Annotated in this window: 33 protein-coding genes; 23 read left to right on the top strand and 10 right to left on the bottom strand. The window is 58.3% G+C overall.

The window, feature by feature from the left end:
* Window positions 1-68 precede the first annotated feature (68 nt).
* The 9 genes from ACW9UQ_RS03190 to ACW9UQ_RS03150 all read left to right on the top strand — a co-directional run bounded on the left by ACW9UQ_RS03190 (window position 69) and on the right by ACW9UQ_RS03150 (window position 4,367).
* Window positions 69-815, top strand: coding sequence for a LamG-like jellyroll fold domain-containing protein (locus tag ACW9UQ_RS03190; RefSeq protein ID WP_458929550.1), 747 nt, complete (start codon window positions 69-71; stop codon window positions 813-815).
* Window positions 816-859: 44 nt separating this feature from the next.
* Window positions 860-1,090, top strand: a complete 231-nt coding sequence (locus ACW9UQ_RS03185; protein WP_458929549.1) for a hypothetical protein — start codon at window positions 860-862, stop codon at window positions 1,088-1,090.
* Window positions 1,090-1,470 carry a hypothetical protein gene (locus ACW9UQ_RS03180; protein ID WP_458929548.1) on the top strand — a complete coding sequence of 127 codons (381 nt, stop codon included), beginning with the start codon at window positions 1,090-1,092 and terminating at the stop codon, window positions 1,468-1,470. Before ACW9UQ_RS03185 ends, ACW9UQ_RS03180 begins: the two co-directional genes overlap by 1 nt.
* Window positions 1,471-1,535: 65 nt before the next feature.
* Window positions 1,536-2,081 (top strand): lysozyme, encoded by a 546-nt coding sequence (locus ACW9UQ_RS03175; protein WP_458929547.1) that lies wholly within the window; start codon window positions 1,536-1,538, stop codon window positions 2,079-2,081.
* Between the two features lie 43 nt (window positions 2,082-2,124).
* Window positions 2,125-2,322 carry a hypothetical protein gene (locus ACW9UQ_RS03170; protein ID WP_458929546.1) on the top strand — a complete coding sequence of 66 codons (198 nt, stop codon included), beginning with the start codon at window positions 2,125-2,127 and terminating at the stop codon, window positions 2,320-2,322.
* Entirely contained in the window at window positions 2,319-2,594 is a 276-nt protein-coding gene (locus ACW9UQ_RS03165; protein ID WP_458929545.1) for a hypothetical protein, read from the top strand. Before ACW9UQ_RS03170 ends, ACW9UQ_RS03165 begins: the two co-directional genes overlap by 4 nt.
* 203 nt (window positions 2,595-2,797) lie before the next feature.
* Complete coding sequence (locus tag ACW9UQ_RS03160; RefSeq protein ID WP_458929544.1) at window positions 2,798-3,052, top strand: hypothetical protein; 255 nt, start codon at window positions 2,798-2,800, stop codon at window positions 3,050-3,052.
* A 41-nt stretch (window positions 3,053-3,093) separates the two neighbouring features.
* Complete coding sequence (locus ACW9UQ_RS03155; RefSeq protein WP_458929543.1) at window positions 3,094-4,101, top strand: hypothetical protein; 1,008 nt, start codon at window positions 3,094-3,096, stop codon at window positions 4,099-4,101.
* A gap of 17 nt (window positions 4,102-4,118) precedes the next feature.
* Window positions 4,119-4,367: a hypothetical protein gene (locus ACW9UQ_RS03150; RefSeq protein WP_458929542.1), complete on the top strand. Its 249-nt coding sequence runs from the start codon at window positions 4,119-4,121 to the stop codon at window positions 4,365-4,367.
* A 350-nt stretch (window positions 4,368-4,717) separates the two neighbouring features.
* Here the strand turns inward: ACW9UQ_RS03150 and ACW9UQ_RS03145 are convergent, their stop codons facing one another.
* A complete protein-coding gene (locus ACW9UQ_RS03145; RefSeq protein WP_458929541.1) occupies window positions 4,718-4,900 on the bottom strand; it encodes a hypothetical protein in 183 nt (60 codons plus the stop codon).
* Window positions 4,901-5,113: 213 nt separating this feature from the next.
* Here ACW9UQ_RS03145 and ACW9UQ_RS03140 point away from each other — a divergent pair, with 213 nt between their 5' ends.
* The 3 genes from ACW9UQ_RS03140 (at window position 5,114) to ACW9UQ_RS03130 (ending at window position 6,508) form a co-directional block, all read left to right on the top strand.
* Window positions 5,114-5,290, top strand: a complete 177-nt coding sequence (locus tag ACW9UQ_RS03140) for a hypothetical protein (protein ID WP_458929540.1) — start codon at window positions 5,114-5,116, stop codon at window positions 5,288-5,290.
* A gap of 168 nt (window positions 5,291-5,458) precedes the next feature.
* Window positions 5,459-5,968, top strand: coding sequence for a hypothetical protein (locus ACW9UQ_RS03135; protein ID WP_458929539.1), 510 nt, complete (start codon window positions 5,459-5,461; stop codon window positions 5,966-5,968).
* A 60-nt stretch (window positions 5,969-6,028) separates the two neighbouring features.
* The gene (locus tag ACW9UQ_RS03130) at window positions 6,029-6,508 is read left to right on the top strand and encodes a hypothetical protein (RefSeq protein WP_458929538.1); all 480 of its coding nucleotides are present in this window, start codon (window positions 6,029-6,031) and stop codon (window positions 6,506-6,508) included.
* A gap of 6 nt (window positions 6,509-6,514) precedes the next feature.
* Here ACW9UQ_RS03130 and ACW9UQ_RS03125 read toward each other — a convergent pair whose 3' ends face one another.
* Window positions 6,515-7,618: a tyrosine-type recombinase/integrase gene (locus ACW9UQ_RS03125; RefSeq protein ID WP_458929537.1), complete on the bottom strand. Its 1,104-nt coding sequence runs from the start codon at window positions 7,616-7,618 to the stop codon at window positions 6,515-6,517.
* A gap of 113 nt (window positions 7,619-7,731) precedes the next feature.
* On the opposite strand from ACW9UQ_RS03125, the gene dusA reads away from it, so the two are divergent.
* A complete protein-coding gene (gene dusA, locus ACW9UQ_RS03120) occupies window positions 7,732-8,736 on the top strand; it encodes a tRNA dihydrouridine(20/20a) synthase DusA (RefSeq protein ID WP_458929536.1) in 1,005 nt (334 codons plus the stop codon).
* 74 nt (window positions 8,737-8,810) lie between these two features.
* Here the strand turns inward: dusA and ACW9UQ_RS03115 are convergent, their stop codons facing one another.
* Genes ACW9UQ_RS03115 through ccmI form a run of 3 tightly spaced genes read right to left on the bottom strand, consistent with a single transcriptional unit; the run spans window position 8,811 to window position 10,686 of the window.
* On the bottom strand, window positions 8,811-9,026 hold the full coding sequence (locus ACW9UQ_RS03115) for a DUF1289 domain-containing protein (protein WP_458929535.1): 216 nt from the start codon (window positions 9,024-9,026) through the stop codon (window positions 8,811-8,813).
* On the bottom strand, window positions 9,023-9,490 hold the full coding sequence (ruvX, locus tag ACW9UQ_RS03110; protein WP_458929534.1) for a Holliday junction resolvase RuvX: 468 nt from the start codon (window positions 9,488-9,490) through the stop codon (window positions 9,023-9,025). The genes ACW9UQ_RS03115 and ruvX overlap by 4 nt, the downstream gene beginning before the upstream one ends.
* Window positions 9,487-10,686: a c-type cytochrome biogenesis protein CcmI gene (gene ccmI, locus ACW9UQ_RS03105; RefSeq protein WP_458929533.1), complete on the bottom strand. Its 1,200-nt coding sequence runs from the start codon at window positions 10,684-10,686 to the stop codon at window positions 9,487-9,489. The genes ruvX and ccmI overlap by 4 nt, the downstream gene beginning before the upstream one ends.
* 164 nt (window positions 10,687-10,850) lie before the next feature.
* On the opposite strand from ccmI, the gene ACW9UQ_RS03100 reads away from it, so the two are divergent.
* Window positions 10,851-12,098 carry a sarcosine oxidase subunit beta family protein gene (locus ACW9UQ_RS03100; RefSeq protein ID WP_458929532.1) on the top strand — a complete coding sequence of 416 codons (1,248 nt, stop codon included), beginning with the start codon at window positions 10,851-10,853 and terminating at the stop codon, window positions 12,096-12,098.
* Window positions 12,099-12,312: 214 nt separating this feature from the next.
* Here ACW9UQ_RS03100 and ACW9UQ_RS03095 read toward each other — a convergent pair whose 3' ends face one another.
* Window positions 12,313-12,549, bottom strand: a complete 237-nt coding sequence (locus tag ACW9UQ_RS03095; protein WP_458929531.1) for a hypothetical protein — start codon at window positions 12,547-12,549, stop codon at window positions 12,313-12,315.
* 383 nt (window positions 12,550-12,932) lie between these two features.
* Here ACW9UQ_RS03095 and ACW9UQ_RS03090 point away from each other — a divergent pair, with 383 nt between their 5' ends.
* The 9 genes from ACW9UQ_RS03090 (at window position 12,933) to ACW9UQ_RS03050 (ending at window position 21,183) form a co-directional block, all read left to right on the top strand.
* Entirely contained in the window at window positions 12,933-13,250 is a 318-nt protein-coding gene (locus ACW9UQ_RS03090; RefSeq protein WP_458929530.1) for a sarcosine oxidase subunit delta, read from the top strand.
* A 2-nt stretch (window positions 13,251-13,252) separates the two neighbouring features.
* Window positions 13,253-16,243: a sarcosine oxidase subunit alpha family protein gene (locus ACW9UQ_RS03085; protein WP_458929529.1), complete on the top strand. Its 2,991-nt coding sequence runs from the start codon at window positions 13,253-13,255 to the stop codon at window positions 16,241-16,243.
* On the top strand, window positions 16,236-16,802 hold the full coding sequence (locus ACW9UQ_RS03080; RefSeq protein ID WP_458929528.1) for a sarcosine oxidase subunit gamma: 567 nt from the start codon (window positions 16,236-16,238) through the stop codon (window positions 16,800-16,802). Before ACW9UQ_RS03085 ends, ACW9UQ_RS03080 begins: the two co-directional genes overlap by 8 nt.
* A gap of 65 nt (window positions 16,803-16,867) precedes the next feature.
* Entirely contained in the window at window positions 16,868-17,614 is a 747-nt protein-coding gene (locus tag ACW9UQ_RS03075) for a transporter substrate-binding domain-containing protein (RefSeq protein WP_458929527.1), read from the top strand.
* Window positions 17,615-17,662: 48 nt separating this feature from the next.
* A complete protein-coding gene (locus ACW9UQ_RS03070) occupies window positions 17,663-18,349 on the top strand; it encodes an ABC transporter permease (RefSeq protein WP_458929526.1) in 687 nt (228 codons plus the stop codon).
* Window positions 18,339-19,061: an ABC transporter permease gene (locus ACW9UQ_RS03065; RefSeq protein WP_458929525.1), complete on the top strand. Its 723-nt coding sequence runs from the start codon at window positions 18,339-18,341 to the stop codon at window positions 19,059-19,061. Before ACW9UQ_RS03070 ends, ACW9UQ_RS03065 begins: the two co-directional genes overlap by 11 nt.
* Before the next feature lie 35 nt (window positions 19,062-19,096).
* Window positions 19,097-19,372, top strand: coding sequence for an RSP_7527 family protein (locus tag ACW9UQ_RS03060; RefSeq protein ID WP_458929524.1), 276 nt, complete (start codon window positions 19,097-19,099; stop codon window positions 19,370-19,372).
* A 93-nt stretch (window positions 19,373-19,465) separates the two neighbouring features.
* The gene (locus ACW9UQ_RS03055) at window positions 19,466-20,659 is read left to right on the top strand and encodes an RSP_2647 family RNA methyltransferase (RefSeq protein ID WP_458929523.1); all 1,194 of its coding nucleotides are present in this window, start codon (window positions 19,466-19,468) and stop codon (window positions 20,657-20,659) included.
* A complete protein-coding gene (locus tag ACW9UQ_RS03050; protein ID WP_458929522.1) occupies window positions 20,659-21,183 on the top strand; it encodes an RSP_2648 family PIN domain-containing protein in 525 nt (174 codons plus the stop codon). The genes ACW9UQ_RS03055 and ACW9UQ_RS03050 overlap by 1 nt, the downstream gene beginning before the upstream one ends.
* Here ACW9UQ_RS03050 and yihA read toward each other — a convergent pair whose 3' ends face one another.
* From yihA to yidC, 4 genes are read right to left on the bottom strand one after another with little or no spacing between them, the layout of a single operon-like run.
* Window positions 21,184-21,828 carry a ribosome biogenesis GTP-binding protein YihA/YsxC gene (gene yihA / locus ACW9UQ_RS03045; RefSeq protein WP_458929521.1) on the bottom strand — a complete coding sequence of 215 codons (645 nt, stop codon included), beginning with the start codon at window positions 21,826-21,828 and terminating at the stop codon, window positions 21,184-21,186. It abuts the gene before it with no gap.
* Window positions 21,825-22,466 carry a CatB-related O-acetyltransferase gene (locus ACW9UQ_RS03040; protein WP_458929520.1) on the bottom strand — a complete coding sequence of 214 codons (642 nt, stop codon included), beginning with the start codon at window positions 22,464-22,466 and terminating at the stop codon, window positions 21,825-21,827. The genes yihA and ACW9UQ_RS03040 overlap by 4 nt, the downstream gene beginning before the upstream one ends.
* Window positions 22,463-23,209, bottom strand: coding sequence for an MOSC domain-containing protein (locus ACW9UQ_RS03035; protein ID WP_458929519.1), 747 nt, complete (start codon window positions 23,207-23,209; stop codon window positions 22,463-22,465). The genes ACW9UQ_RS03040 and ACW9UQ_RS03035 overlap by 4 nt, the downstream gene beginning before the upstream one ends.
* Window positions 23,210-25,045, bottom strand: a complete 1,836-nt coding sequence (gene yidC, locus ACW9UQ_RS03030; RefSeq protein WP_458929518.1) for a membrane protein insertase YidC — start codon at window positions 25,043-25,045, stop codon at window positions 23,210-23,212.
* Window positions 25,046-25,365 lie beyond the last annotated feature (320 nt).

The raw sequence follows: 25,365 nt of genomic DNA, 5'->3' as shown, positions 1-25,365 counted from the left end.
TCAATGGGGATGCAATCCGCATTTACCGGAGTGCAATGCCCTTTGAGCCGAACAACCTACCTGCGGTTTTGGACGAGATTTCGCCAAACGCAGAAAGCTTCTCGGATGAGGATGCTACGCCAGGCGACCGATATTACTATGCCGTTGCGGTCGTTAAGGACGGCAATGTAGGGGTCTCAAAGGTCGAAACCATTGGGCAGGTTGAGGTTATTCCACCACCCGCTCAACCGGCTGGCACAGTCTTTGCGTTCAACTTCATGCAGGGCTTGAGCGACATAATGGGCAACCACACTGCTACCTTGCGGGGAGGCGCTTCGATAGGTCCCGGCGGTCTCGTCGGGGTTAACACCTTTGGTGGAGTTGGCATCTCCGATAGCCCAAGCTTCATAATTAGCGGCGACTTCACTGTCGAGTGGTGGGGTGAATTTACTGGGACGCAATCTGCGCAATTCTTGGGCCAATACGGCAATAGCGACCGGTCGTTCAACCTAGAAACCTACGATAACATCGATTTGAACTTCCTGTTGTCAACGAATGCAGCTTACCAAGGATCAAATTCGCTCAGATCAGCACCTGGCTTGACCACTCTAAAGACCGCCGGTCAGACGCACTTTGCTGGGGTTAGGCACGGCAATGAGATGCGGATGTATCTTGGCGGCGTCAATATCGGAACGCGCTTCTGTTCCGTTGGCCCGCTGCATGACAGCTCACGCGATTTGGTTATCGGTGCGCACCAGGGTGTTTGCACGGGCGCACGTTTTGTCAATGGGACAGCGCTTTATAGTGCAGACTTTACCCCGCCCGCCGGGCCGTAGCCATTCCACCTCCTTCGTTTATTCAGCCGACCAGAAAGCCCCCCATGAGTGAACAAACCCGCGAGAAGATGATTGAAGATTTACACAAATTCTTCATGAGCAAACCGCTTGGCGGCGGGAAAAGCCGCGCCGAAAAAATCGACCAACTATTACTAGAGACAGACCGAGGGAAATTCCTTTTGCGTGTGGCCATGTGGAGCCTGGGGGCGCTGGTCGCCATCCTGGCGGGCGTTGGGACTCTGCTGGACTTCCTCAAGAAAATCTGGGGGCCGTGATGCGCATCATCGACCGGTTTTCTTTCGTCATGGTTCTGCTGGGCGTTATCTGGCTGGCAATTCCATCTTCGCTGTTTCTTAGACTACAGGCCTACATCATCGAAGACGGCATGATCACCATCGTGCGGGAAACGCCATACGGCAATGTGCTTGCCGAGGTGAGTGACGAAATCATATCAGCTACCGGGCTAACATGCGTCAGCGGTGGTGCGCACGAGGCTATCTTCGAGGTGGCACCGAACAATACCGTGAGACTGAGGGCGCATGAATGGATGGTACCCTGCCTTAAAAAGCCGATGATCTACACCTCGGAAATCAAGGTGTTTCTGTTTGGGCTGATCCCGCTACGCCCGGTCAGGTTCACAACTGCAATCGAATAATCCCAAAAACAATGCACACTTCGGCCTCATGTCGGGGCCGATAGCCTGTGCGTGGAGGTAATCGCATGGTTTCTCAAACAGCAGTCAATCTGGTCAAGAAGTGGGAAGGCAAGCGCCTGACCGCTTACAAGGATCAAGCTGGGATATGGACAATCGGCTACGGGACCACGGCGGCGGCCGGGGTAGGGGTCAAACCCAAGCGTGGCATGACCATCACTGAGGCAGAGGCTGAGTGGTATTTACAGAAGGCGCTAGAAAAGTTCTCCCAAAAGCTGGACGAGATGCTGCACCGGCAGGCGAACTCAAACCAATATGCGGCTCTGCTGTCTCTGGCCTACAACATCGGGCCTGGCGCATTCCGAAAGTCATCTGCCCTGCGTCATTTCAACAATGGTGACCTTGAGCGAGTGCCTGCATCGATCCGGCTTTGGAACAAGATCACTGATCCCCGGACAGGCAAGAAGCGCGTCAGCAATGGGTTGGTGAACCGGCGCAACGAGGAAGCGGCTCTCTTCGCAACACCGGTGCCCGCCGCTGAGCCGGAGGCACCAGCCCCCGCAACATGGTGGCAGTCGCTGCTGACAGCGATCCTACGATTGTTCAGGCCTTAACCCGCAAATCTTCCATCGAACAGCAAGATTGCAAGGAAAATCTATGAAACAACTGGCTCTTGATCTGACCCCATGGGTTCGCGTGGCCCTCTACCTGATCTCCGGCTGGCTGGCCGGGCAGGGGGCGAACCAAGGCCTGGTGACCTATATCGGCACCGACCCCGAGTTCATTGCCGCTGCGGCTGGTCTGGTCGCGTTGATGTGGTGGCGTATCGCCAAGCGCAAGGGCGCGCCGACATGATCCAGATGTTTCTCGGCTTAAAGCTGTTTCGCTGGCTGGCAGCCGCACTGGCTGCCATTCTGGCTGTCGCAGGGGTTCACTGGCAAGGCAGGCGTGCCGGGCGCAAGGAGCAAGCCCGGGACGCCCATGTCGAGGACTTGGAGTACGCCCGGGATATCAGCCGCCGGGTGCAAATCATCGAAAGGAACCGTGATGAAGTTTCTAAGCTTTCTGACGCTGATCTTGATGACCGGCTGCACGAACTTCGGGACGAAGCCAAGCGCGACGATTGATGAGATCTGCGCGGCTTGGGGCGACTCCATTGTTGTGACGCAGCCGACCGACCGGCGGGCTTTGCGTGAGGCCGAGTTGATCGAACGCGAGAAGCACAAGGCGGTCTGCCGCTAACGTGATCGGGCTTCACCGCTACCCGTAAAACAGCGGTATTCCAGAAAAAAAAGAGGCCCTAATGAAGGCCATTCTTTGCGCAGCCCTGATGGCTGCCACTCCCGCTATTGCGCAACAGCATTGCGGGGAGCGCTCGGCGATTGTCGAGCATCTGAGCACCAAGTACGGCGAACAGCTCATTGGTGTTGGGTTAGAGCGCCGTAACGCCATGGTAGAGCTTTATGTGTCAGAGACCGGCACATACACCGTTCTGGTGAGCTTCCCGAATGGGCGGGCTTGCCTGGTGGTTAGTGGAGAGCATTGGCAGATCAGGCCTCTACAGCCAGCGGGGGAAGCGCTTTAATGCCAAATCCTACTGGAAAGTGCGTCGTAACAGACGATGAGTTGCTGCCGTTGGTCTTGGAGTACAAGGCCAGCGGCATGAATGTTAGCGCGACCGCTCGGGCCTTAGGTATGCCCAGGCAGACAGTGCAGGATCGGATAAAAATGGCGGTCAGGCGTGAACTATTGGGTGATGAGTATTTGAAGGACCCAAACGCCCCAAGCCGGTCCGAATACCTATCGGCCAAAACTCGAAAAATCGAGAGGTATCAGAAGAAGAAGGCGAAGGGCGACTGGCGTAAGCCGGTGATGGCCGGGGCGCTGCCTCTCAAGCCTTTCCGGCTGAAAGTCTTCGGCGATCCGCACCTTGACGCGGATGGCTGTAACTTCGACCTCTTTGAAAGACATTGGCTTGATCTGGGGGTAGAGAAGTCGACCTACGGAATTTGCGTTGGTGACTTCTTTAACAACTGGTTGCGTGTCTTGGCGCATTTATGGAAGCACGAGGGTGACCCCGACGATGCTTGGCTTCTCCTGGAGGGCCTGATGGCCGAGCGGGGCGAAGCGCTGATAGGGGCGTGCTCCGGCAACCATGATGATTGGACGCACGGCCCGGCTGATCCTGTTGATCTTCTGATGAAGAAATATGGGGTCCGCTACCGCAAGGGCGCGATCCGGCTGCTGTTCACGTTTACAGACGCTCCGGAGGCATCTTTCACCATTGCGCTGCGACACAAGTGGCGCGGTGGGGCAATCTATTCGGCGGCTCACGGGATCCGGCGTGCGGGCGAAAAGGGCTGGCGTGATCTGATCGCGATCGGGGGGCACATTCACCAGGACGAACCGCGCCTCTATACCTGCCCAGAAACAGGTGAGCATTCTCATGTTTGCCAGATATCGTCCTTCAAGGAATTTGACGATCATGTTGATGTGCAGGGCTTTCAGGGCCCCCGGATTTCACCGGTTTGGGACTTGGTGATCGACCCACGCCGGGCCGCGACTGACCCTGATAAAGTCAAGGTGTTCTGGGATGAAGGTGCTGCCGCAGCTTATCTTGAGGCAATCCAATGATATTCCCGGAGGGCGACTTGATATCCGAAGAAGCCGACGCAGCAATCGACCGGGTGAAAGCCCGCCTTGAGGCGGGTGTAACCCCGGGCCGGGAGGTATCAGCGGCAGATACGCGGCTGGTGCTGTCTGCCTCTGTGCGGCTGCGTGACGCGCTTGTGACGGTCACTGAGCAGGCCCTGCGCCTGGCCAATGAGCATGAGCGGCTTGTGGCTGAGTTAGAGGCCAAGCGGGCGGCAGAGGACGAGGCTATGCGTTTGCATCGGTAGAGCCTTGTAGGAGCCTGGAAACAACCCCGGGGTGTAGCAACCCTTGCAAAACGCCCAGATGCTCCTTTGAGATCGGCTCTTTTCGCGATAGCGCTCCTGGGTAGTCTGGACTCTCCAGTACTGATTTGACACGAGCCTCAATCCGCCGGATTTGAGCCATCACAAGCCGGTGTTCGATCCAAGCTTGCCATGCGACCAAGCCACGAATGCTTAGCCATAAATCGGCGGCGATCACCTTAAGTTCGGGCATTTCTTCGTCAGTGATGGCACGCATTTTGGATCGCACACCATTTCGTTCGACGCAAACGTGCTGGGGTCCGATAAGTATCCTGTAGCGCGTTGGGACCACCTTAGGCTTCCGTTCCGGTCTGATCTTGGAACTTGTTGAGCTCATCAAAGAGGCTTTTGGGTATTTCCTCCCATTCCTCTACGTCATCATTCTCAATGAACCAAAAAAACTTGCCTGCCTCCTCTTTCACCGAGGGGCCGCCGTAGTAGTTTCCAATCTCGCCAATCTGGCGCTCATTTTTCATCACATTCTCCGGGCGTTAGTTGGAATTGAGCGGGAGGGGCCAACCGGGTTTCCTAGTCCTTATCTCCCATTATCAGCAGCCGATTGTGCCCAACCGTCTTACAAGCCCATTCCTTCTGTCAAAATGTATGCTATATTTTAGCATACAGTATGTCAACAATTGACATACATTTTATTTATTGTAAGTATGTCATTTATGAGCATACAAAAACCCATGGCATGGCAAGATCACCTAACCGATGACGAACGGGCGGAGCTTAAGGCAGCAATGGACGCCTATGCGTCTGCGAAGGCGGCACTGGTCCCGGCCAAGGCTGATCGAGACGCGGTAATCCGGCGGCTGAAAATCCGGTGTGATGCCAGGATGCGGAGAGCGAGGGGTGAGGAATGAGTGACCGGGGTTATGTATTTGGGCGACAAGCCAGCCTCCTGCTAGCTCAACAATCCGGCGCGTCTATTTGCGCTGTGCTGCTGGCGGACTTTCATTGGATCAATGCAGTGTTGGCTTGTGTCCTCTACGCCATAGTATCAATCCCAGTGTCCAACAAAGGTGCGGGCGATGAGTGACGCTGATAAGACGCAAGAAATTCTTGATGCGCTCATAGCCAGATCGGACAAACTGATTTGGGCAACCGAGCCGCAGCTGGGTACAAAGCTGCGTCGCTTGGACTTTTGGACGCTGCATCCGCACGAGGGAAAGGGCCATTGCTCTACAGCATATGAAATCAAGGTCAGTCGCGCTGACTTCAAGCGTGATAGTGCGTTGAAGCAGCGAGAGGCGCGCTTGTATGCCGATCAATTCTATTACGTTACGCCACCGAATTTGGTGTCCCCCGATGAGATCCCCGATTGGGCAGGGTTGCAGGAGTGGAACGGCCAGCGTTTCAAGACCGTCCTTCACGCCCCAAAGCTTTCGAAGTCGGTTCCATCGTGGGACTTCGTCTCATCTATTTTCAGGAGTGCAGGGCGTATCCGGCGCGACACTTCTATTGAAATGAGCCAGCTTCGGTCCAAATTGATGATGACCGAGATGAAGCTCAAGCATCGTGAGCAAGCTTCTTCCAAGTGAGGTGCCAGCGAGTAGCCCATTGTCGCGCGCCAATGTTCCACATATGTTCTGGCGATGCACATGCACCAGCCAGACGGCGAACACTGGATCAGCCTGCAATGTGAATGCGGCCATGAATCGCAATCCATGGTCGGCGAATGGCCCGCGTCATGCTTCCTTGACTGGTCAATCCATAACTGGGTGCTGGACCGCCTGACATGCTCCCAATGCAGCCGCCGTGGTCGTCCTGCTGAAATTCGGTTAGGCTGGACGCATCTTGAACGGACCACGGACACATGCGTCATGTGCAACCTCTATACCCCGGCCAGCAGTGCAGACCTCATCGCCCAGGCCTTCCCATCAGATCTGATCAACCTGACCGGCAACGAGCCGTGGGCAGAGAACACCTATCCCAATCAGATTGCGCCGATCCACCCCAAGGCTATGCCGGTCATTCTGGCCGATCCGGGCGACCTTGAGGCGTGGCTTGGCGGTGCGCCAGCGGTGGATATGCAGAAGCCGTTTCCGGCTGAGCGGATGGCATTGACGGTAACCGAATAACAGAAATCAGAATGTCCTGCGGAGTTCAGAAAGCGGCTTTGTTAGTCGATCTAACCATGGCCAGTCCTGATATTTGTCTCCTGACTGCCTGATGTGAGTGTATCTCTGCAATGATGCCCATGATCGATGTCCAGAAACTGCAGCAACCTGAGGGATTGAAAGTCCGATTTCAAAGAGACGAGAAATACCGTCATGGCGCAGATCATGGAAGCGCAGGTCCTCAATCTCCAGAAACTGACATGCACGCGTAAATGCTGCGCTGATTGTGGTGCGCTTGTATGGAAAAACTGCGTCCTGGCTACGTGGCATCGAAAGAGCAATTTTGAGGGCTGGCTCTGGCAGGTCGCACCAAACGTTGTTGCCGACCTTGTCACCCGGATGCTTCATGTCTGTCACAAGCGCGCGGCTATGATCGGAGTCGAGGCCGCCCCAGCTTATCCGTGTGATCTCTTCTTGTCGCCTCGTCGAGAACAGAGCAAACCCAATGATCTTGTGCATTGGCAAGGTTTTGGGTCTGCAGGTGTATCGGTATTCGAAGTGTTTTAGTAAAGCGTCTAGCTCGTCCATCGTAGGGCGACGGTCGCGCTCACTCGACTTTCCGGTGATGCCAAGTCGATTGCAAACGACAAATGCGTCCTTCATCGCCTGCCGGTCCAACTCCATGCCCCAAGCGGGCCTAGCCAGCGCAAAGACCGCGCCCAGGTGCGACAGATAGTTTCCAACGGTCGACGGTGCTCGGCTCGCACAAAGTTCCTTTGCGAATGCCACTATATCGTGACTTTGAATTTCGCTGCAGGCCATATCGGCAATGTCAAATTCCAAAATTGAACGTAGAACCTGTGACTTTGTCCGCCCAACACTGTTCGTGCTTTCTGCAGTGTATCTTCTTATGGCGTCTGAAAGAGTCCGGCCCTTGTTTCGGATTGACGATAGATCGTCGCCAGCATCCTTGATTTCCTTCATTCGTTTTTTCAGCCAGGCGGTAGCAGCGGACTTCTGGTCAAAGCTTCGGGCTTCCCGGTGCGCCCATTTCCCTTTTCTTTTGATGGCTATCTGTGCGAGATAGGCGACGGAACCGTCTTTTCGCTTGCGTTCGATGATGTGGGCCATAGCGGAACAACTTTTCGAGAATCGGGACAACTTTTGTTGTCCCAATAGCACGAAATGGGCAAAAACAAGCAAAAATAAGGAACAAATAGGCGCAGCAAAGTCTAGCACTTGTTATGATATGTGAGGAAAAATCAAGCACTTACAAGCCTGAACGGCTAAGCGTTGCGCCGATGATGGATTGGACCGACCGGCATTGCCGGTATTTTCACCGTCGGTTCAGCCGCAATGCGTTGCTTTATACCGAGATGGTCACGTCTGCGGCTTTGGTGCGCGGCGGTGCAGAGTACTTGCTAGAGCATGACATAGATGAGCATCCGCTGGCGCTGCAACTGGGCGGGTCGGATCCGGCGGAATTGGCGGCGGCTGTGCGGATCGCGCAGCCTTTTGGGTTTTCGGAGATCAATCTTAATATCGGATGTCCGTCGGACCGGGTGCAATCCGGATGTTTTGGTGCCGTGCTGATGACCCGGCCCGAACTGGTCGCGGAGTGCTGTGCGGCTATGATCGCAGAGATGGATCTGCCTGTGACAGTCAAATGCCGTATCGGGGTGGACGATCAGATCCCGGCAGAGGTGTTGCCCGCATTCATCGAAACTGTCGCGCGCGCTGGGGTGAGACGATTTACCGTGCATGCGCGCATGGCCTGGTTGAAGGGGTTAAGCCCGAAGGAAAACCGCGATGTGCCGCCGCTGGATTACGATCTGGTGCATGCGATGAAAGCGCGCTTTCCCGAGCTTTGGATTGGTATCAATGGTGGCATCACCACATTGGATGCGGCAGAGGCGCATCTGGCCCGTGGCATTGACGGCGTGATGATCGGGCGTGCCGCCTATCATAAGCCTGCGGCGATCTTGGGCGCGGCAGATCGGCGGATATTTGGCCAGGATGGTGAGGTTGCAGCGGAGACGGCGGTGCGCGCGATGCTGCCTTATATCGAGGCGCAGATGTCCCAAGGTGTGCGTTTGAACCAGATCACCCGGCATATGCTGGGCGTGTTTGCCGGACGTCCTGGCGCGCGCCGTTGGCGGCGGATGCTGTCGGAGGGTGCGCATCTGGCTGGGGCTGGTCCGAAGCTGGTCGAGGCGGCATTGGCGGACGTGGTGGCGTTGGTGGGCTGAGCTCTGCGTTGGCCCAGATGGCGGGTGCCTCCGGCGGGGATATTTGGGGAACAATGAAGGATAAGGTTGCGGCTTTAGGAGCGGCGGCGGCGTTTGGGTTTGATCTGATCGGCGCGGGCGGGCAGGGCGTCAAGTAGGTGTTGGCGGGTTTCGGGGGGCATGCTGGGCCAGGCGGCGATTTCCTCGGCACTACGCAGACAGCCAAGGCAAAGACCGGACGCTGGGTGAATGACGCAGACCTTGACGCAGGGGCTGTCAGGCTCTTTGCGTGTCCAGATATCATCGGTCATGTCAGGTGGCTCAGCCGGTCAAGCGCGCCCTGCAGGATGTACGCAGCAGCCACGTGGTCGATGACTTCTGCCCGGCGGCGGCGGGAGGTATCGGCTTCCAGCAGGGCACGTTCGGCGGCGACGGTGGACAGGCGTTCGTCCCAGAAGGCGATTGGTTTGCCCCAGAGTGGAGCGAGGTTGCGGGCGAAGGCGCGGGTTGACTGAACGCGCGGCCCTTCGCTGCCATCCATGTTCAGCGGAAGACCCAGGATCAGGGCAGTAATGTCACGGCTTTTGAGGGTGTCGATAAGGGCTGCGGCATCCTTGGTGAATTTGGTGCGTTTGAGCGTTGTCAGAGGTGTTGCCACGTCCCGAAACGTGTCAGAGACGGCGATGCCGATTGTCCGTGTGCCAAGGTCCAGTCCGGCCAGCGCGCCATGGTCTGGCAAGGTTGCGGCCAGATCCGTCATGTCTTCAAAGATCATTCGGCGAGCCCCGCCGCTTCAGCGGTCTGATTGATCAGCGCCAGGCCGTCAGGGTTGTCAGCAAAGGTGCTTTGGGCCTCCTGCCATATGGCGTTGGCTTGCTCGGTTCGGCCCTGCACGGCGCGGGCGCGGATCAGTCGGGCCCAGTCTTCGGGTGGGCCACCTTCCTGAGACAGGCGCTCTGCCAGGCCATCGACCATGGCTTCGATCATCGCGGCACGATCTTGCTGGGGCATGTCGCTTGCCGCTTCGATATCTTCGGCAGACGGGCCGGATGCGTTCAGGCCGAGGGTCTCGGCGATCTCGGGCAACTGGCCGCGAATGGCCTGGTTCCAGGGGGCATCTGCCGGGCCTTCCTGCAGCAGCCGGGTCCACAGGTTCCAAGTCAGATCCGGCCGTCCGGACTGTGCGGCGAGAAGGCCCGAGTAATAGCGACTGCGGGGATCTTGCGGGCTGATCTTCAGGCTTTGGCGCAGTGCGGCCTCGGCCTCAGGGGACACATATCCATTGGCGGCCAGGATCATGTATTCGGCCAAATCGACATGATCTTTCGCGGTTGCCGCCTCACCGGCCAGTTCAAGGGCGTCTTGCTGGGCCTCGCGCGCCTCGGAGAATTTTTGCAGCATGGCAAGGTTTCTGGCCAGCATGCGTTGTCCGGTCAGGTTGGGCTTTTGCGCCAGTATGGTGCGCAGGTCAGACAGCAGTTTTACGTGCTGTTCATCGACCTCAACCGGCGGGAGATTCTGGGCGTTCTGGGCGATGAAGGCTTCGGCCTCGGCCTGGCTGGGACGATTGGCGCGGGCGGCTTCTGCTTCGGCGATGCGCAGGGCGAGTGGCCGGTCGGGCCTGGCCGGTTCGCCAACAAAGGCATAGGCGACAAGCCCACCTGTTAGTGCTATCCCGGTCACAAGAACGGCGGGCCAGACGGCTCCGCGACCGGTGACGGTGCGCGATGTGTCAGCCGCCGCTAAAAGGCGACGCTTAACCTCGGTTCGCAAGGCTTCGGCCTCGGCCTCTGTGATGACGCCGCGCGCCAGATCGCTGTCTACCTCGGCCAGCTGATCGCGGTAGACATCTATATCGGGCCTTGCAGCGGGGGCATCATTGCCGCGCAAGACAGGACGCAATAGCAGACCTGCGCTGAACAGCGATGCGGTGATGGCGATTGCCCAAAATAGGATGCTTTGATCAGTCATGATTGCCGCGCACCCTATCTCTATGAGGCCCCTTTGGACAATCGTCAATTCGGGGATAACCGGATGTCGCGAATGCGGCGCAAGATGACGTTTCGCTGCGACAGGCCGGATTGCAGATCAGGCAGAAGAAAGGTACGCCTAGGAGGACAGCAGTCAGGAGCCACATGAAACGCTATTCCGCCTTTAATCTGATCCGCGAAGCCGCCCGCTATCACAGTGGTTGGGAACGCGCCTGGCGCTCGCCTGCGCCAAAGCCGCGATATTCGGTTATTATTGTCGGTGCCGGGGGGCATGGGTTGGCCACGGCCTATTATCTGGCGAAGAATCACGGCGTGACAGATGTCGCCGTGGTCGAGAAAGCCTGGCTTGGCGGCGGTAATACCGGGCGCAATACGACGATCATCCGGTCGAATTATCTGCAGGATGAAAGCGCAGCGGTCTATGAAAAATCCCGCAGCCTTTATGAGACGTTGAGCCAGGACCTGAACTATAATGTCATGTTCAGCCCGCGCGGAGTGATGACCCTGTGCCTGACAGAGCATGAGGTGCGCGCCATGCAGCGGACCGAAAGCGCAAATCGGCTGCAGGGCATTAAGTCGCAGTTTGTGACCCCGGGCGGTGTGAAGCAGCGCGTGCCGCAGATCGCTATTGATGGTCCGCGCTTTCCGGTTCTGGGCGGGTTGTGGCATCCGCGGGGCGGTACGGCGCGCCATGATGCTGTGGCCTGGGGCTATGCCCGGGCGGCCTCAGACCTTGGTGTGGATATCATCCAGCAATGCGAAGTGACTGGGATCGACCGGGACGCAAATGGTGTCACCGGTATTCAGACCACCAAGGGTGCGATCGCCTGTGACAAGCTGTGTCTGGTGGTCGCGGGGTCCTCGGGCGTGCTGGCGGAAAAGGCAGGGTTTCGTCTGCCGGTAGAATCCGTGGCGCTGCAGGCATTGGTGTCTGAACCAGTAAAGCCATGGCTGGACACGGTGATTATGGCGAATGCGGTTCATGGCTATATCAGCCAGTCCGATAAGGGCGAGATGGTGATCGGCGGCGGTGCGGATGGCTATAACAACTACACCCAACGCGGCTCTTTCCATCATATCGAGGAAACCGTGCGGGCGCTGATCGAACTATTTCCGCCGCTGTCGAGGCTGAAAATGCTGCGCCAATGGGGCGGCATTGTCGATATGACCGGGGATCGTTCGCCCATCATAGGGCCTGCGCCGGTGCCCGGCATGTTCCTTAATTGCGGATGGGGCACTGGCGGGTTCAAGGCGATCCCGGGCTCGGGATGGGCGACGGCTGAGATGCTGGCCGATGGCGCGCCGCGTGCCTTGGCCGCGCCGTTTGGTCTGGATCGCTTTACCGAAGGGCGGATGATTGATGAAAGCGTCGCCGCAGCGGTGGCGCATTGAGCGCGTTTCTTGTCCCTGCGATTCCGCGTGTCCCCAGGCATTTGAGGGCGTTAGATGGCGTGGGGATGCTGCAACCGGATAGTGGCAACCACCTGCGCCGCCGGATCAGGGGCCATGATCGGATGGCCTGCGCATGATCCAATACCCTGCATATGAAAAGGGCGCCCGGTTTTTCCGCACACCCCATTGTGCTCAGCTTTGGTGCAAAGCTTGCTCAGACGTTACGCCCATAGTGATAGCCAGAATTGTTCCGATAACGCGGCTGGCGCATCGGCTTCGACAGGCGATAGAGCGCCATGCCGGCAATCCCAAGCAGAAGGTAAAGCGTAAACGCGTTGAGCGTGGCCGAGCTTTCGATGCCAAGGGGCTCATAAATGAACACCCCTACAAATTCTTTGGCGGCTTCCGAAGCTACGACCAGATCTTCCTTGATAGTTTCAAAGTTACTCATGATTTCGCCCCCACGAAATATAATAGTTACAAGGGTTGTATATGGAGCCGTCCTGTCGCTGACAAGCTGGGGGAAGGGCCGGAACTGTCGCGTATCTCACACTTCCATTCAATGATGGGTTGTGCGTTGGGTGACGTCACCCAGCCCTATAAGCGTTCGAAAATTGTGAAACATTTGAAGCAAATGAAAAAACTGTTGAGATTGGGCTCTCGTTTTGCGGGTTTTAAGGAAAATTCGCTCTGTTTGGTGCAAAAGTATAGCTCCATGTCAATTTGGACAGGGCGCGCGCGCAAAAGTGCGGGTTTCATCTGGCGGTCGCAGTGTCTGCACGTTTTGCGTGTGCTGCGTTGCGGCTTGATTCGGTTAAATCAGGAGGGAAAGACATGCTGATCCTGCGCTGTCCCTATTGCGGAGTTGACGGGGAAGAGACTGAATTTGTTGCGGGAGGCGAAGCGCATATCAAGCGTGTCGGCCCTGAGGGATCGGACGACGCGTTCAACGGCTATCTGTTCGCCCGCAAAAACCCGCGCGGTGTGCATTTTGAGCGTTGGCGCCATGCGTTTGGCTGCGGCAAGTGGTTTCACGTCGCCCGCTGCACCCAGACGAATGAAGTCTTTGGCAGCTATCCCGCGCAAGTCTTCGAGCCACCGGAGGAGATTCTTGAGCGCATCCGCGACCGCCGGCCAGACTGGAAGGAATAGGCATGAGCACACGTCTTACCACCGGAGGGTGCCTGATTGACCGGTCGCAGCCGGTGGAGTTCACCTTCAACGGCACCCGGTTGAAAGGCTACAAGGGGGATACGCTTGCCTCGGCGCTTTTGGCGAATGGCCAGATGCTGATGGGGCGGTCTTTTAAGTATCATCGCAAACGCGGCCCTGTTGGTGCCGGTCCGGAAGAGCCGAATGCGCTGGTTGCGCTGGGTGGGGGCGCACGGCTGGAGCCGAACCAGCGGGCCACGACAACCCAGATATTTGATGGTTTGACCGCGCGGTCGCAGAACCATTGGCCCAGCCTTGGTTTTGATGTCGGCGCGGTGAACGCCCGCCTGCCGCGTCTGTTTCCCGCCGGGTTCTATTACAAAACCTTCATGTGGCCGCGTGCGGCCTGGAAGCATCTGTTTGAACCGGTGATCCGCCGCTCTGCCGGGTTGGGGCCTGCGACGACCGAACCGGATGCGGATCGCTATGAGTATTTTTATGTCTATTTCGATGTCGTGATCATTGGCGGCGGCATTGCCGGGCTGCAGGCCGCGATGCGCGCGGCGGCTTCGGGCGTGAAGGTGCTGGTGTGCGAACAATCGCCCGAATTCGGCGGGCGCGCACTCACTGACCCGCTGCAGATCGACGGACAAGCGGCATCGGATTGGGTGGCAACGCAGGTTGCGGCCCTCAAGGCCATGCCGAATGTGACGCTGAAGACAGGTATGATGGGGGCAGGGGTTTATGACCATGGCTATGTGCTGGGTTATGAACGCGTTGCCGACACGACACCCGGCGATGGCCGTCCGCGTCACCGTCTGTGGCGCATCCGCGCAAAACAGGTGATCACGGCCACTGGCGCGATTGAGCGTCCCCTCTCGTTTGCTGGGAACGATGTGCCGGGCGTCATGCTGGCCTCGGCCATGCGGGACTATCTTGCGCTTTATGGTGTCTCGCCGGGGGATCGGACGGTTTTGGTCACCAATAATGACGATGCCTACCGCACAGCGATTGCGCTGGTGGAGGCGGGGCTTGTCGTGGCTGCGATTGTTGATGCACGGCCCAAGGCGGACGGCGCGTTGCCCATGATGGCGCGTGATCTGGGTATCCGGGTAGAAACCGGGCGCGGCATTGCCCGGGTTTATGGCGCCGCCAAGGTCAAAGCTTTGGGCATCTGCGCGCAAGCCGGGGAAGGGGCCGAACTGGAGCGGATCGACTGTGACGCTGTGGCCATGTCTGGCGGCTGGTCCCCGGTGGTGCATTTGTGGTCGCATTGTGGTGGCAAACTGATCTGGGATGCGGCGGCTGCGATGTTCCGCCCCGATCCAGAGCGCGCGCCGACAAGTGCGGATGGTCAGCCCTTTGTCATTGCTGCCGGTGCGGCCAACGGACATATGATTGCAGATGCCGTGTTGGGTGATGCCAGCAAGGCAGGGGAAGAGGGCGCGAAGCGTCTGGGTCATGACCTTGCACCTGCGGCCCCGCTGTCAACCGACGCTGTGGAAGAGGCACCGCTGGCCCCGGTCTGGATGATGCCCCAGGGCGCTTCGCAGGCGCTACGGGCCAAGGCGTTTCTGGACTTTCAGAACGACGTTAAGGTGTCGGATGTGCAACTGGCGGCGCAAGAAGGCTTTGAAAGCGTCGAACATGCCAAACGCTATACCACGCTTGGCATGGCAACCGATCAGGGTAAGTTGAGCAACATCAACGGGCTGGCGATCCTTTCCGGTGCGTTGGACGCATCAATCCCGCAGGTGGGAACGACGACATTCCGCCCGCCTTATACGCCGATCTCGCTGGGCTCTGTCGCCGGGGAAGCGCGCGGCGACTTGTTCAAACCTCTGCGCAAGACGGCGATGTATGACTGGCACGCGGAAAACGGTGCGAAATGGGAACCGGTTGGCGACTGGCGCAGGCCGTTTGCCTATCTGCAGGGCGGTGACCGCACCGCCGATGCCATAACGCGCGAGGTTCTGGCCGTGCGCAAAGACGTCGGCCTGCTGGATGCCTCGACCCTTGGCAAGATCCTTGTGCAGGGGCCTGATGCAGGCGCATTTCTGGACCGCATCTACACCAACATGATGTCGACCCTGCAACCGGGCCGCTGCCGTTATGGTCTGATGTGCAACGAAAACGGGTTTCTGTTCGATGACGGCGTGGTCGCACGCCTGTCCGATGACGCATTTCTGCTGCATACCACCACCGGCAATGCCGACACGGTTCACGGCTGGCTGGAGGAATGGCTGCAGACCGAGTGGTGGGACATGAACGTTTACACCGCCAACCTGACCGAACAATACGCGCAAGTCGCCATTGCTGGCCCCAAGGCGCGGCATGTGCTTGAGGCGCTGGGCGGCATGGATGTGTCTGCTGAGGCGCTGCCGCATATGCGCTGGGCGGAAGGGACGCTCGGCGGCATTCCTGCGCGGGTCTATCGCATCTCGTTCTCTGGTGAACTCAGCTACGAGGTGGCGATTCCGGCCTCCCAAGGGTTGGCCTTCTGGCAAGCCTGTCTTGAGGCAGGGGCAGAGCATGGCATCATGCCATACGGGACCGAGGCACTGCATGTCCTGCGGGCCGAAAAGGGCTTCATCATGATCGGCGACGAAACCGATGGCACTGTAACACCGCAGGATCTGGGGCTTGGCTGGGCGATCTCGAAGAAAAAGGACGACTTCATCGGCAAGCGCGCGCAACAGCGCCCCGCCCTGATCGACCCGGATCGCAAACAACTGGTCGGCTTGATGACCGAGGACCCGGCGAAGATGCTGCCGATCGGCTGTCATGCGGTGGAGGGGGGCAGGGCGATTGGCCATGTCACCTCTTCCTACCAGTCGCCAACCCTTGGTCATTCCATCGCCATGGCGCTGATCGAACGCGGGGCCGCGCGCATGGGAAAGGTGCTGGACTTCCCACTGGAAAGTGGCAGCCTGCGCGCCAAGGTGGTTGATCCGGTGTTTTATGACAAGGAAGGGGAGCGTCAGAATGTCTGATCTGGAACCTGGCCTGACGATTACATATGCCGATCCGCGCGACATGATCACACTGCGTGGGGATTTCACCGGCGCGGCCTTTGGCAAAGCCGTCAAAGATGTGACCGGGGCAGCCCTGCCAGACGAACGGTGCGTGACCACCGGCGACGCTGGCGCTGTGATCTGGATGTCCCCGGATGAGTTTTTGTTGCTGCTTGAGCCCGGTAAGGCGTCTGTTGCCGCGAATAAATTGCAAACCGCGCTGTCTGGCACACATCATCTTGTTGCTGACGTCACAGATGCTCGCGTGACCTTTGCCCTGACTGGTCCGGGTGTGCGCGAGGTACTGGCCAAGGGCGCACCGGTTGATCTGTCCCCTGACGCCTTTACGCAAGGCATGGTGCGCCGCACCCGTTTGGGCCAGATTGCCGCCGCTTTCTGGATGACGGGCGAAGACGCGTTTGAACTGGTTGCGTCCCGGTCCGTGGCAGATTTTGCTGAAACCTGGCTGATGACCGCCGCCCGCGCGGGCAGCCTGCCAGGTCATTTTCCTGACCCTCAGGCGGCGGGTTCACCTTGACGCTTTCCCCCCTTCGTCTAATCTCTGGCCCCAGTTAAAAAAACCAACAGGAAGCGAGTCCCGAGATGAAGCGTCTATTTTTGGTTGCCGCGCTGGCAGGTGTTGCTGCACAGGCATCTGCCGCCGATCTGACCATTTGTGTGGAGGGGGCCTATCCTCCGTTCTCATACACCACCGATAGCGGAGCCATTGAAGGGTTCGATATCGATATCGCCAATGCCCTGTGTGACGAGATGGGCAAAAGCTGCGAGATGGTAAAGACCGACTGGGACGGCATCATCCCCGCCCTGCTGGAGCGGAAATGCGACGCCATCATCGCCTCTATGTCGATCACCGAAGATCGCAAACAGGTCATCGACTTCTCTAACAAGTACTACAACACGCCTGCCCGTTTTGCCGCCAAGGAAGGCATGACGATGGAAGACCTGGAGGGCAAGATTGTCGGCGTGCAGCGCGGCGCGATCCACCAGCAGTTCATGGAAGGTGAGTTTGCGGACACAGAGATGAAGCTCTATGGCACGCAGGACGAGGCGTATCTCGATCTGCAGGCGGGTCGTGTGGATGCGATCATGGCTGACAGCATCGCCATTCTGGACGGGTTCCTGAACACGGATGCCGGTAAAGGCTTTGCCTTCTTCGGGCCGTCCTATTCGATCCCGAAATACCATGGTGTCGGCGCCGGTGTCGGCGTGCGCCAAGGCGAGGAAGAGCTGCGCAACGCATTCTCGCATGCGATTGGTCAGATTCGCGGCAGCGGTAAGTATCAGGAAATCAACGCCAAGTACTTTGATTTCGACATCTACGGCGGCTGACCTGCAGTGTATTAAGGCCCGCGCCCCTCACCGGGGCGCGGCGCATATATGTCCGATCTGATTCCATATATTCCGCTTTTGCTCAAAGGGCTGGCTGTGACCGTCGCCCTTGGTGTGCTTGGCCTGGTTCTGGCTACGGCGCTGGGCGGGTTGGCGGCAAGCGCGAAAATCGGTGGCGGGCCGGTGGGGCGTACCGTGGTTTTGGCCTATACCTCGATCATTCGCGGGGTGCCCGATCTGGTGCTGATCCTGTTGATCTATTTTGGTGGCCAGAGGCTGATTAATACCTTCGGTGATTGGCTGGAGCTGGACTATATTAACCTGTCGAAATTTTGGGCAGGCGTGTTTGCCATCGGCTTCATTTACGGCGCCTATCTGACCGAGACATTTCGCGGTGCCTATATGACCGTCCCGCGCGGACAGACAGAGGCAGCACAAGCCCTCGGCCTACGCGGCTGGCCGGTGCTTTGGAAAGTAACGATGCCGCAGCTGATCCGCTTTGCCCTGCCGGGCTATGCCAATGTCTGGCAGGTTTTGGTGAAATCCACCGCCGTCGTGTCGATTATCGGGCTGAATGATCTGGTGGGGCTGGCCAGCGATGCGGGCAAATCTGTACGCCAGCCATTTATCTTCTTTTCCTTTGTCTTACTGATGTATCTGGGGATCACCTGGATCTCGACCATGATCTTCAATCATCTGGAGCGGCGCTACGCGCTGAGGTCCAATGAAGACTGAGCTGATCCTGAAACACTGGCTTGATTTCGCCGAGGGTGTCTTGATGACACTCCAGCTGACCGGGCTGTCGCTGGCGATCGGGTTTTGCATTGCGTTGCCGTTTGGCCTGGCCAGGGCGCGCCGCGTGCCAATCGCCTCTCCGTTGATCAATGCCTATGTCTACCTGTTTCGCGGCACGCCGCTGCTGGTGCAGCTTTATCTGATCTATTACGGCCTCTCGCAGTTCGAGTTTGTCCGCGACAGCTTCGCCTGGCCGATCCTGCGCGACGCCTGGTGGTGCGCGCTGATTGCGTTTTCGCTTAATACGGCGGCGTATTCGACCGAAATCATAAGGGGTGCCGTTGAGACCACCGACAAAGGGGAAATCGAAGGCGCAACCTCGTTGGGTCTGACACCCAGACAGGTGCGGTGGCTGATTGTCGTCCCGTCTGCGCTCAGGCGCGCATTGCCGCAATATGGCAATGAGGTGGTTTTCATGCTGCATGGCTCTGCTGTTGTCAGTGTTATTACGATCCAGGACATCCTCGGCGTCGGCAAGACTGTGAATGCGCGATACTATATTGTTTATGAAGGCTTTCTGACGGCGGCCGCACTTTATCTGGCGATCACCTTCACCATCATCTTCATCTTTCGCCTTCTTGAGCGACGCTATCTGCGCCATCTTCGTATCGAGCGAAGCGAAACACCGCAGGTCAAGGTTCCCGCGCGCTAGAGTAGGGTGGGTTTAAACCCACCCTACCCGCAGCTATGCGTTTATCGCATATCGGGTTTGGCAACCTATGCGATGTGCGAGCGGTTCTTTCCGATTACACACCCCTCAGTCGATTCAACTGGCAACGCGCCGACGCTCAAGGAACCAGAAAGATGAACACCCGTTACCTCAGCTTTGAAGATCACAGACAGATTGAAATGAAAGCCCGCGCCCTGCGTGCACAAGCGATGCGCGATTGTATGCGCTTCGTTGGCCGCAAAATTGCCGGTGCCTTCGACTTTGTCGCTCATGGGTTTCACCGGACCGCCTGACCCCAAATCCCCTTCCCCCTGCGGGTCAGGTATCAAGGGCCGTCAGCTTCTGACGGCCCTTTTGTTTGCCGTCACGGCAGGATAACAGAGGCCATGACAGACACTTTGCCCATTCTTCGCTTACGTCCCAAGGTCAATCTGCAACCCCTGCGCTTTGGCGCGCCGTGGGCCTATGCCGATCAGCTGGTGCTGGACCGGCGCAGCCGTGCAATCACGCCGGGCAGTTTCGTTCAGTTGCAGGATGCGGAGCGGCGTCCCCTTGGCGTCGGCACCCTAAACCCCGCCTCAAAGATCGCCTTTCGCATGATGGATCGCGATCCCGAGGTCCGGATAAACGCGGACTGGATTCGCACCAAACTGTCCCGCGCGCTTTCTCTACGGGACCGGCTTTATGATGCGCCATTCTATCGCCTGATCCATGCCGAAGCTGACGGGCTGCCCGGCCTGATCATAGATCGCTTTGCGGATGCTATTGTCCTGCAACCCAATGCCGCCTGGGCTGAGGCACAGCTGGATCTGATCGTGGAGGCATTGGTGACCCTGACCGATGCCAAAACGGTGATCAAGAACGCCTCTGGCCGCGCGCGGCAGTTAGAGGGGTTGGATGACGCCTCGGCCGTGTTACAGGGCGAGGTGAACGGCCCGGTCGATGTGCTGATGAATGGTGCGATCTATAAGGCCGATATTCTGGGCGGGCAAAAAACCGGCCTGTTTTATGATCAGCGGCCAAATCACGCATTCGCGGCGTCATTGTGCAAAGACGCCCATGTGCTGGATGTTTTTTCCCATGTCGGAGGCTTCGCGCTGGCTGCTCTTGCGGCGGGTGCGGCCACAGCGCTATCGGTTGATGGGTCTGCCCCTGCGCTTGATCTGGCCCGGCAAGGCGCTGAAAGCGCTGGGTTTTCAGACCGGTTTGAGACCCGGCAGGGGGATGCGTTTGATGTGATGACAGCCCTGGTCGAAGAGGGCGCGCGGTTCGATGCCGTGATCTGCGATCCGCCCGCCTTTGCCCCGGCCAAACCAGCGCTTGAGGCAGGTTTGCGCGCCTATGAACGGGTGGCGCGGCTGGCTGCAAGCCTTGTGCAACCGGGCGGCTTTCTGGTGCTGTGTTCCTGCTCCCACGCAGCAGGCCTGGACAAATTTCGCACCGCATCGCTGCGCGGGGTGGGCCGCGCCGGGCGGTCTGCGCAAATCTTGCAGACTGGGGCGGCGGGGCCGGATCACCCGACGCATCCCTATCTGGCAGAAAGCGCCTATCTGAAAGCGATATTCCTAAGGCTTGATTGATGCGCCTGTGTCTGGATGCCTGCGTTCTTTACCCCACGATCCTGCGCGAAATCCTGACAGGTTGCGCAAATGCAGGCCTGCTGGCACCGGTCTGGTCCCCGCGCATCCTTGAGGAATGGGCCCGCGCCGCCGCCCGTCTTGGCCCAGAGGGTGAGGCGGTTGCGCGCGGTGAGATCGCGATGCTGCGCGCCACCTATCCGGCGGCCGAGGTCACGCCGACCGATATAGACACTTTGTGGCTGCCTGATGAAAACGACCGCCATGTGCTAGCCGCCGCCATTACTGGCCGGGCAGGGGGGATTGTGACCCTGAATATCCGCGACTTTCCGCTGCGGGTGTTGGCCGAACACAATATCGACCGCTGGCATCCTGATGAGTTGTTTTTGCGTCTGGCGGGGCCAGAGCTAACCGATGTGGTCGAAGCCGTCCGTAGGCGCACCGAGGATATCTCTGGGCGTCCGCAACCCCTGCGCCCGCTGTTGAAACGTGCGAAATTGCCAAGGCTGGGCAAGCTGCTGGGGTGATCAGGGCTCCATCGCGGCGATCTCGGCCCGCAGAATGTCGATGCCAGAACTTTTCTCGGAGGAGGTCAGGATCAACTCCGGATAGGCCGCAGGGTGCTTTTCCAGAACCTTCATCGTTGCGTCGATCACCTTTGTCAGATCATTGCCCTTGGGCTTGTCTGTCTTGGTCATCACCACCTGAAACGTGACCGCTGCACTGTCCAGCAGGGCCATGATCTCTTCATCCACCGCTTTCGCGCCGTGGCGACCGTCGATCAGCAGGAACACACGGCGCAGGGTCACGCGGCCCGCAAGATAGGCTTTCAGCAGGCGCTGCCATTTCTCCACCACCGGCACGGGAGCTTTGGCAAAACCATAGCCTGGCAGGTCCACAAGGTAGAGGTGACCAAGCGTGAAATAGTTGATCTCTTGCGTTCGTCCCGGCGTGTTCGAGGCGCGCGCCAGCCCCTTGCGCCCGGTTAGGGCATTGATCAGCGAGGATTTTCCGACATTGGAGCGGCCAGCGAAACATACCTCCAGCCGATCAGCAGGCGGCATGCCGTCCATCGCGACCACGCCTTTCAGGAAATCCGACTGCCCCGCGAACAGAACGCGCCCGGCTTCCAGCGCATCGGCATCCGGTTTTTCAGCGATCTCAAATCTCATGACGCGGCCTCAAGCGCGGTGATATCGGCACCGCGAATTGCATTCAGGTTCCGGCTGATCTTGTCGGCCTCCCAATCCCACCAGGCGACGTCCTGCAAACGGGCAATCGTCGCCTCATCATAGCGCATCTTTTTCACCGTCGCGGGATTGCCGCCGACCATAGCATATGCCGGCACGTCACGCGTCACCACGCTGCGCGCAGCGACAATCGCGCCGGGGCCAATGGTAACGCCGGGCATGATCATCGCCTCGGTTCCGATCCAGACATCGGCACCGATCACCGTGTCGCCCTTGTGCTCTGCTATCCAGGTCGCGGGGTCAAACCCCTCTTCCCAGCCATGGCCAAAGATGTTGAAGGGGAAGGTCGAAAAACCGCCCATCGCATGGGTGGCACCGTTCATGATGATCTGCACTCCGTAGGCAATGGCGCAGAACGGGCCGATGACCAATTTGTCGCCAAAGCTCTCGTAATGATAGCGGACATTGCGATCAAAGAAGTCCTTGGTCAGGTCGCGATCATCGTAATAGCTGTAGGCCCCGATCTGCAGATTGCTGCGATCCTTGGCCAAGGGCCGCAGAAAGGTGGTGCCTTCGTAATTCGGCATCGGATGCAGCGTGTCGGGGTCAGGCCCGCTCATAGCAAGCTGGCCCCGTCACCTATGCGAATGTCGCCACCCTCGATCACCATGGCCTGCACACCAAAATTCTGATGTCCCTGGCTGCTTTGAAGCGCGCCCAGGGTGTCAGCATCGGATACGCCGGTCAGCGGATTTACCGTTGTCGCCTTGCAGCGTTCGATGGGTTTGGTGATCTCAAGCATGGTCTCGCCGATCTGCAGGCGGCGTCTGATCCAGGTGAATTCCTCCCACGGGTCTGCGCCTTCCAGCCAAAGGTTGCCGCGAAACCGCTCCCGCGCCAAAGACGTGCCGGTGGTTTCGGACAGCGCAGCCAATGAGGACAGGCTTAGCACCGAAACTGTCGGGTGGCTGCTGTCTGTCATGCCTTGCTTGGTAGCACGGACCAGCCGGATAGGTTGAGACCGATCCGGGTTGCACAGCGGACGGACCCAATCAATCAGATCATCCGGGTCCGCATCCGGCTTTACCAGCAAATCCGGCCGGTCAGGGTGGGTCAGGCGATAGCTGGCCCCGTCGCCAAGCGCCTCGATCCGCACGGCCATCAATTGCGGTGAACTGGCCCCGCGGATGAAGTTCATGCAGCGGCCCCAGCCCTCTGCCGGATCGTATTTCGACGCTTCGTGTTCGATCGCCCATAGCCGATCGCCGGGCAGGGTTTTGCCCGGCACCAGACTGGCCGCATCCCGTTCTTCCAGCCCGACCGCCTTGATCGGATGGGCATAGATATGGGCCAGTCGCATCATCTATTCCGTGCTCTTGTTGCGTTTGAACGACGACATGATGTTGCCGAACACGTCCGGTTTCACGCCCTGACTGCGCATGATGGTATACTGCTGGATAAAGGTGATGATGTTGTTTGCAGTCCAGTACAGAACCAGCCCGCTGGCGAAGCTGCCCAGCATGAACATGAAGATCCAGGGCATCCAGGCAAAGATCATGGCCTGCGTCTTGTCTGTCGGGGCCGGGTTCAGCTTTTGCTGCATCCACATGGTAATCCCCATCAGGATCGGCAGAACACCGATAGACAGGATGAACAGCAAGCTGCCGGGTTCCGGCGTGTCCCAGGGCAGAAGGCCAAACAGGTTTAGGATTGAGGATGGGTCAGGTGCCGACAGATCGCGGATCCAGCCGATGAAAGGCGCGTGGCGCAAATCCAGCGTTACGAAAATCACCTTATAAAGCGAGAAAAAGATCGGGATCTGCACAAGGATAGGCAGACAGCCTGCTGCCGGGTTGACCTTCTTTTCGCGATAGAGCTTCATCATCTCCTGCTGAAGCTTCTGGCGGTCGTCGCCTGCGCGCTCCTTGATTTTCTCCATCTCGGGCTGCAATTCCTTCATCTTCGCCATCGAGACATAGGATTTGTAGGCCAGCGGGAAGAGCAGGATCTTGATAATCAGGGTCAGGGCCAGGATCGCCCAGCCCATATTGCCGATCATGCCGTTCAGCTTGTGCAGCGCCCAGAAGATGGGTCGCGTCAGGATCGAGAACCAGCCCCAGTCAATGCTATTGACGAAGTTCGGGACACCAGTCTGATCCTGATAGCGGGTGATGATGTCGTAGTTCTTTGCGCCCGCGAACAGACGCGTTTGCACCGTTTGTGTGGCACCGGCGGCTATGGTCATGGTCGGCAGACGGGTCTCGGTCTGGTAGGTGCCGCCATTGCTGTTGAAGTATTTCACGACCGCGGTGAAGGGTTGTTTCGCGTCCGGGATCAGCGTTGCCATCCAGAAATGGTCGGTAAAGCCAATCCAGCCGGTGGTTTCAACTTTGAATTTCTCAACCGCATCCCCAGCTTCGCCCTGAACGGCGTCAAAGTCGGTAATGCTGTCATAGCTTTCTTCGTAAAGCGTGTCATCGATCTGAGCGATTAGACCCTCATGGATAACGAAAAAGCCTGTCAGGTCAGGAAGCGACGTTCGGGCAATGATCCCATAGGGAAACAGACTGACATCAGCGTCGGAGGTGTTCTCAACGCTTTGGCTGATGGTAAACAGATAGTCTGGGTCAACGCTGATGGTTTTGCGGAAAATCAGACCGGCCCCATTGTCCCAGACCAGCGTGACGGGTTTATCAACGCCAAGGGTGTCGCCACTTTCAACTTGCCATTCGGTGGAGAAGCTTGGGACCTGATCTGCGCTCAGCCCAGCGGACGGGGCCCAGCCATGCAGGGCATAATAGGGTTGTGGGCCGCCTGCAGGGGAGAACAGGGTGATGATCTCGGATTCCTTGTCGACCGAGACACGGTGACGCCGCAGCTTCAGATCATCAATGCGTCCGCCAGCCAGATTGATCGATCCAACAAGGCTTGGTGTGTCAATCGTTACACGCTTGGTCTTGGCTAAGGCGACATCGCGGGTTTCAGCGATTGTAGCAGCAGGGGCGGGTGTCGCCTGAGGTGTGGTTCCGCCACTTGTCGAAGCAGTGGGGGGGACAGCGCCTGTCGAGTCTATCTGGGCGGTTCTTGCGGGGGCCTCGCCCGGTTGCTGGGCCGGTGGCGCAAACATGATCGACCAGATCAGAACCACCACAAAGCTCAGCGCGATGGCCAAAATCAAATTCTTCTTCTGCTCGTCCATCTCGTGGGCTCCGGGCGTTTCTTGTTACCTGCGCCGGTTCAACAGCTCCCAAACCAAAAGGTCAAGGCCCCGGCGGCGCGAAGGGGTTTGGTTCAAGCTGTGTATTGAACGCTCTCCGGACAAGGGGCAGGCCCTATTGGCTGTGTCTGTTCAAAAGAACCTGCCAGCCGTGTTTATGGTTTCGAGCCTTCAGGCAGGTATGGAATTGCCAAATTCCCATGCTTGGGTGGAGCGACCTTGGGGTATATTAACGCGCTGAACTCAGAGCGCTCTTGACCGTCTTGGATTCTGATAGGGATCGTTCACACGCTACTATCAAA

It is taken from the genome of Halovulum sp. GXIMD14793, from assembly GCF_054457435.1.
Note: the sequence above shows the minus strand (reverse complement) of the source record. Positions and strands in the feature narration are given on the sequence as shown.

Coding starts and splice junctions, on each gene's coding strand:
- ACW9UQ_RS03170 (WP_458929546.1), top strand. CDS start 2,125: ATGAAACAACTGGCTCTTGATCTGACCCCATGGGTTCGCGTGGCCCTC.
- ACW9UQ_RS03145 (WP_458929541.1), bottom strand. CDS start 4,900: ATGAAAAATGAGCGCCAGATTGGCGAGATTGGAAACTACTACGGCGGC.
- ccmI (WP_458929533.1), bottom strand. CDS start 10,686: ATGACTGATCAAAGCATCCTATTTTGGGCAATCGCCATCACCGCATCG.
- ACW9UQ_RS03090 (WP_458929530.1), top strand. CDS start 12,933: ATGCTGATCCTGCGCTGTCCCTATTGCGGAGTTGACGGGGAAGAGACT.
- ACW9UQ_RS03055 (WP_458929523.1), top strand. CDS start 19,466: ATGACAGACACTTTGCCCATTCTTCGCTTACGTCCCAAGGTCAATCTG.
- ACW9UQ_RS03065 (WP_458929525.1), top strand. CDS start 18,339: ATGAAGACTGAGCTGATCCTGAAACACTGGCTTGATTTCGCCGAGGGT.
- ACW9UQ_RS03095 (WP_458929531.1), bottom strand. CDS start 12,549: ATGAGTAACTTTGAAACTATCAAGGAAGATCTGGTCGTAGCTTCGGAA.
- ACW9UQ_RS03060 (WP_458929524.1), top strand. CDS start 19,097: ATGCGTTTATCGCATATCGGGTTTGGCAACCTATGCGATGTGCGAGCG.
- ACW9UQ_RS03125 (WP_458929537.1), bottom strand. CDS start 7,618: ATGGCCCACATCATCGAACGCAAGCGAAAAGACGGTTCCGTCGCCTAT.
- ACW9UQ_RS03085 (WP_458929529.1), top strand. CDS start 13,253: ATGAGCACACGTCTTACCACCGGAGGGTGCCTGATTGACCGGTCGCAG.
- ACW9UQ_RS03140 (WP_458929540.1), top strand. CDS start 5,114: ATGGCATGGCAAGATCACCTAACCGATGACGAACGGGCGGAGCTTAAG.
- ACW9UQ_RS03175 (WP_458929547.1), top strand. CDS start 1,536: ATGGTTTCTCAAACAGCAGTCAATCTGGTCAAGAAGTGGGAAGGCAAG.
- ACW9UQ_RS03080 (WP_458929528.1), top strand. CDS start 16,236: ATGTCTGATCTGGAACCTGGCCTGACGATTACATATGCCGATCCGCGC.
- ACW9UQ_RS03050 (WP_458929522.1), top strand. CDS start 20,659: ATGCGCCTGTGTCTGGATGCCTGCGTTCTTTACCCCACGATCCTGCGC.
- ACW9UQ_RS03115 (WP_458929535.1), bottom strand. CDS start 9,026: ATGACCGATGATATCTGGACACGCAAAGAGCCTGACAGCCCCTGCGTC.
- ACW9UQ_RS03180 (WP_458929548.1), top strand. CDS start 1,090: ATGCGCATCATCGACCGGTTTTCTTTCGTCATGGTTCTGCTGGGCGTT.
- ACW9UQ_RS03040 (WP_458929520.1), bottom strand. CDS start 22,466: ATGAGCGGGCCTGACCCCGACACGCTGCATCCGATGCCGAATTACGAA.
- ACW9UQ_RS03075 (WP_458929527.1), top strand. CDS start 16,868: ATGAAGCGTCTATTTTTGGTTGCCGCGCTGGCAGGTGTTGCTGCACAG.
- yihA (WP_458929521.1), bottom strand. CDS start 21,828: ATGAGATTTGAGATCGCTGAAAAACCGGATGCCGATGCGCTGGAAGCC.
- ACW9UQ_RS03100 (WP_458929532.1), top strand. CDS start 10,851: ATGAAACGCTATTCCGCCTTTAATCTGATCCGCGAAGCCGCCCGCTAT.
- ACW9UQ_RS03130 (WP_458929538.1), top strand. CDS start 6,029: ATGCACCAGCCAGACGGCGAACACTGGATCAGCCTGCAATGTGAATGC.
- ACW9UQ_RS03070 (WP_458929526.1), top strand. CDS start 17,663: ATGTCCGATCTGATTCCATATATTCCGCTTTTGCTCAAAGGGCTGGCT.
- ACW9UQ_RS03185 (WP_458929549.1), top strand. CDS start 860: ATGAGTGAACAAACCCGCGAGAAGATGATTGAAGATTTACACAAATTC.
- ACW9UQ_RS03035 (WP_458929519.1), bottom strand. CDS start 23,209: ATGATGCGACTGGCCCATATCTATGCCCATCCGATCAAGGCGGTCGGG.
- ACW9UQ_RS03165 (WP_458929545.1), top strand. CDS start 2,319: ATGATCCAGATGTTTCTCGGCTTAAAGCTGTTTCGCTGGCTGGCAGCC.
- dusA (WP_458929536.1), top strand. CDS start 7,732: ATGATATGTGAGGAAAAATCAAGCACTTACAAGCCTGAACGGCTAAGC.
- ACW9UQ_RS03135 (WP_458929539.1), top strand. CDS start 5,459: ATGAGTGACGCTGATAAGACGCAAGAAATTCTTGATGCGCTCATAGCC.
- ruvX (WP_458929534.1), bottom strand. CDS start 9,490: ATGATCTTTGAAGACATGACGGATCTGGCCGCAACCTTGCCAGACCAT.
- yidC (WP_458929518.1), bottom strand. CDS start 25,045: ATGGACGAGCAGAAGAAGAATTTGATTTTGGCCATCGCGCTGAGCTTT.
- ACW9UQ_RS03160 (WP_458929544.1), top strand. CDS start 2,798: ATGGCTGCCACTCCCGCTATTGCGCAACAGCATTGCGGGGAGCGCTCG.